Source organism: Candidatus Obscuribacterales bacterium (genome assembly GCA_036703605.1).
Classification (GTDB): domain Bacteria; phylum Cyanobacteriota; class Cyanobacteriia; order RECH01; family RECH01; genus RECH01.
Genome location: DATNRH010000751.1, coordinates 1 through 4499, shown reverse-complemented (window position 1 = coordinate 4499; position 4499 = coordinate 1). Strand labels below are relative to the sequence as shown.

Below are 4499 nucleotides of genomic sequence, written 5' to 3'. Positions count from 1 at the left end.
TAAAGAGACCGGTGGGAATGAGGGGCACCAGTTGCAGGCTGCCGATGAAGAAGAGGAGGGCGATCGCTAAGGTCACCAACCGATGGCGTAGGGCCCAGGTAATAATGCCTCGATAGGGACGGAGGCGCGATCGCGTTGGGGCTAGCTCTGGGGAAAAGCGGGCGCGCGGTGTCTGGGTGCTCGGTTTGAGTAAATAGGCGGCCATCATGGGTGTTACTGTGACGGCGACCAGGGTGGAAAACATGGTGGCCACGGCCACTGTGATGCCGAAGGGCTGGAAAAACTGACCGGGAACGCCTCCCATGAAGGCGACGGGTACGAACACGGCCACAATCGTTGCGGTGGTGGCAACTACGGCAAAGCCAATTTCTGCCGAGGCATCAAGGGCAGCCCGCATGGGCTTTTTACCCATCTGTAAATGCTGATCAATGTTCTCGATCATGCAAATAGCATCATCGACTAAGTTACCCATCGCTAAGGCTAGGGCCAAGAGCGTCATGCCATTCAGGGTATAGTCGAGCGATCGCATCACCAGAAAGGTGGGTAGGATCGACAACGGCAGGGCCAGGGCGGTGATCAGCGTGGGCCGCCAGTCGCGCAAAAAGAGACCCACCACAATCACGGTGAGAATAGACCCCATGACCAACGCCCCCTGAGTGGCGGCGGAGGACTGGCGAATAGGATCGGCTCGGGTGACAATTAACTCCAGCCGCACATCCTCGGGGAGGGTGGTTTGCAGCCGCTCCACGGCGGCCCGCACCCCTTCTTCCACGGAAACGAGGGTGCTGCCAGTACTGCGCAGGACGGAAAAGGCTACCACCGGCAAGGCTTCTGATTGCAGAGCTGTATCGACAAACCTCGCCTGTTGCTCCACTTCGCCAAAGCCGTCCTCCACCTGTCCGAGAGCGTTTAGAGGCACAGTTCCCCCTTCAGGGAGACCAATAGGATAAGCGCTGAGGGCCTCCACCGTGCCGGCACTGCCGAGGGTGCGAATATTGTTTTCACTGCCCCCCGCATCCGATCGCCCCCCTGGTAAATCCACATTCAGGGCGCGAATTTGGTCGTTAACTTGGGTCGCGGTGATGCCCAAGGCCTGCAGTCGTTCGGGACTGAGGTTGATGCGAATTTCCCGATCGAGCCCCCCGACGCGGCGAATTTGGGACACCCCCGGCACCGACAGCAACTCCCGGCTGATGGTGCGATCTACCAAGTTACTCAGCTCTTCCACCGACTGCTGATCCGATGTCACCACATAGGTCATAATCGGGCCGCCAGCAAATTCCAGCCGCTGCACCACCGGTTCGTTGACCTCCTCCGGCAGATCTTGGCGGATTTGGGCGATGGCATTACGCACATCATTGGTGGCGCGATCGCTGTCTGTGCCCAGCACAAAGCTAATGGTGGTGGTCGAGCTACCGTCGGTCACCACGGAGTTAATGTCATCAATATTGCCCAGCCCCGCCACCGCATCTTCCACCTTGCGGGTCACCTGGGTTTCCAGTTCCGATGGTCCCGCCCCTGCTTGGGTGACGGTGATACTCACCGCAGGGATATCAATATTAGGATTGGAGTCGATACCCAACTGGGTAAAGGCCATCAATCCCGCCACCACAAAAACCAACATGCCCACTAAGGTAGGGACTGGTTTGCGAATCGACCAAGCAGAAAGTTGCATAACCCAAGTTCCAGAAAATGTCCTAGCGATGGAACAGCAATGACGGGGACGGCATCGCTATTCGTTCGGCATGACGGCGACGCGATCGCCTTCGTTGAGATAAGAAGCACCGGCCACGACGATGCGATCGCCCGGATTCAGCCCCTGGCGCACCTCTACCGTGGGAGACTCACCGGGGAGAACATCGCCCACGGTAATGGCTTGAGCGGTGACAGTTTCATCTGCCTGCACCACATAGACCGCACTACTGCCATCGGGCCGGGGCAAGACTGCCGCCGTAGGAATGGTGACCCCAGAACGACTGTCTAGGATTAGCGCTGCCCGCAGGAACATCCCCGATCGCAGCAGCGATGAGCTGGGCAATTCAATGGTGAGTGTGGCTTCCCGCGTTTGGGGATCTACTAGAGGCGCAATCTCCCGCAGCCGTCCCTGCAGGTCAATGCGTGCATCAGCGTCCGATGTCACCCGCACCGGCATTCCGACCTGAACTTGGGAGAGCTGGGTTTCAGGCAGGGGTACCTCTAACTCCAACTGACCATTTTGAATCACCGAAAACAAGGGTGTGCTAGTGGAGGATACATCTCCCAGTCGAGCCATGCGCTCGGCCACGATGCCATCGGCTGGAGCCAACACCAAGGTTTGATTCAACTGGGTTTCTAACTGCTGGATGCGTGCTGCTTGGCTAGCGACCTGAGCCTCTGCGCTGCTGATAGTCGCGATCGCTACCTGTACGTCCTCCTGGGATGTGATTGCCGCCGTCGCCCGACTATCATAATCCTGCTGACTAATCACCCCTTCATCCCGCAGACGTTGGAAGCGTTGCAGATTGGTCTCCGCCTCTGCTAGGGTAGCCTGGTTTTGGGCGAGGGTGGCCTGCTGCTGGCGCACATTGGCCCGAGCTGATTCAAGACTGGCTTGGGCTTCCATAAGTTGCGATCGCAGCACGGCATCGTCCAGCACCGCCAAGACCTGACCCGCTGTTACCGCATCGCCATTGTCGACTAGAACCTGCTGAATTTGCAGCCCGCTGGTGCGCGGGGTGACCGGCAGTAAATCGTAGGGCACCACTGTCCCGGTTGCCTCCAAACTGCGCTCCACCGAGGCAGACTGCACCGTGAGCACCGTCACCGGCTGCGCTGCCGACTCCGTGGTTTCGCTGGCTTCATCCACTGCCGTCGCTGGTTCCGAGGTCAGTCTCATGCCGCCGACCAGCAACCCGGCCGCCAGACCCACACCTAGACCAATCCATAGACCAGGCTGGCTGGCAAACCAAGACCACCGTCCCGGAGCGATCGCTGGCGAGGTGGACGGATCATCAGAACCCGTAGTCTCTAGGGCAGCTTTGGGGTCTTGGCCTCCTCGAAATGCAGACTCTGTCACAATGTGCCTCCCAGCGATCGCAACCTAAGATGGCTGCTTACAAATCTTTATAAATCCTTCTGTTTTATTATGACGCACAGATTTACATTTCAGTCTCCCCCGGATGGGTGGTACATCTAATCTAGGGCAGGCTGGGGGAGAGCGATCGCCCGTGGAGCATGGGATTAGACCGATGCGATCAGCGCGATTGTGCCAGGTGGCGACACCATCATGGAACAAACTTTTAGAAAGCCTGCATAAGTTCCTGCTTGCTAACCCGAGTAGAGCAGTAGGGCGCTCAACGTGTGCCTGAATGACTGCGGTTCCTCTACCTCCAAGACGACTATGCCAAACTCCAGCACGAGTCTTGCCCTACAGTTCTGTACCTGTCAGCCTGACATGGCTTCGCGCCGCAGGCAGGTAGATCGCAGAAGTCAACAGATTGCCGAGGTTTTGGTGGATGAAACAGTTTGTGACCGCCACGGTGCTTGGGCACGGTACTTTTTGCTCGTGTTTCAGCTTTGGCAATCCCCCGAGACAGCAACCCATGAACATTTGACGGATATCGTTCACCAATGGCGATCGCTCAATGAAGCCAATGCTGATCTTCCCGCCATTCATGATTATGTGTGGGCACAGCGCAATCATCCCAAAGCCCAACCCTTCTTTACTAATCCCCAAGATCAGAGCAGTCATCTACTCATTTTCTATTTGGATTCAAAATGTATTGCAGCCGCCAGAAAGTGGTTTGCCAATCCAGAGGAAGGGTTAAGTATTGCTAGAGAAAAGTTACTGGATTTAGACCATGTGCTTGGTGATTTCGACTTTGGACGAGAACATACCAGCATTCGCGCTTATGCTGAACCTCGCCTCAGTAGAAAAATCCGTGATCGACGGCTCAAAGTTGAAGGATCCGATAAGCGATACACCTCCGGCTATGCAATTCTGCGCTATGCCACTAAGTTCCATGTCTGCTACGCACTGCAGTGCATAGGGATGAAGGATAACGAGGTGAAACGAGTTCGTTTGGTGCTCAAAAGCTTTGACGAAATTTATGTCAACAAGCAGAAGGGGAAAAATGCTCTGCCCCCACCGGATGATACTCAAATCCAGAGAATATGCGATCGCTGCAATGAGCGTCGAGGCACCCTTGCCCTGGCGGCCGAATTTATGCCGTCAGACATTCAAACCACCCTAGAAACCACTATTGATGCTCTTAAAAAGCACAAGCTTCCCACATACCGCGAAGTTTCTATCGATGCTCCCCTTAAGCGCCACCCTGAGTCCGAGAAAGAAGAGCCATCATTGATTGACAAATGGCAAGCTGATATCAATCAGCCTGATGACCTAGAGATGTTGATGCTCGCTGATGTTCGTGCCCACTTAACAGGCATAACAGACGATGCATTTCAAATGCTTTCAAACCATGAGCAAAACCTGCTGCGTCTGCGAGAGTCTCTAGGCT

The 4499-nt window shown here is 55.8% G+C and carries 3 protein-coding genes; 1 reads left to right on the top strand and 2 read right to left on the bottom strand.

The features are described 5' to 3' along the window. Together V6D20_15585 and V6D20_15580 are read right to left on the bottom strand one after the other, a co-directional pair. Positions 1-1675: efflux RND transporter permease subunit (locus V6D20_15585; GenBank protein HEY9817203.1), on the bottom strand; the 1675-nt coding region annotated here is incomplete at its 3' end. 57 nt (positions 1676-1732) lie between these two features. After that, entirely contained in the window at positions 1733-3055 is a 1323-nt protein-coding gene (locus V6D20_15580; protein HEY9817202.1) for an efflux RND transporter periplasmic adaptor subunit, read from the bottom strand. 324 nt (positions 3056-3379) lie between these two features. Between V6D20_15580 and V6D20_15575 the strand changes: the two genes are divergently transcribed. Continuing rightward, a partial coding sequence (locus V6D20_15575) for a hypothetical protein (GenBank protein ID HEY9817201.1) occupies positions 3380-4499 on the top strand: 1120 nt, incomplete at its 3' end.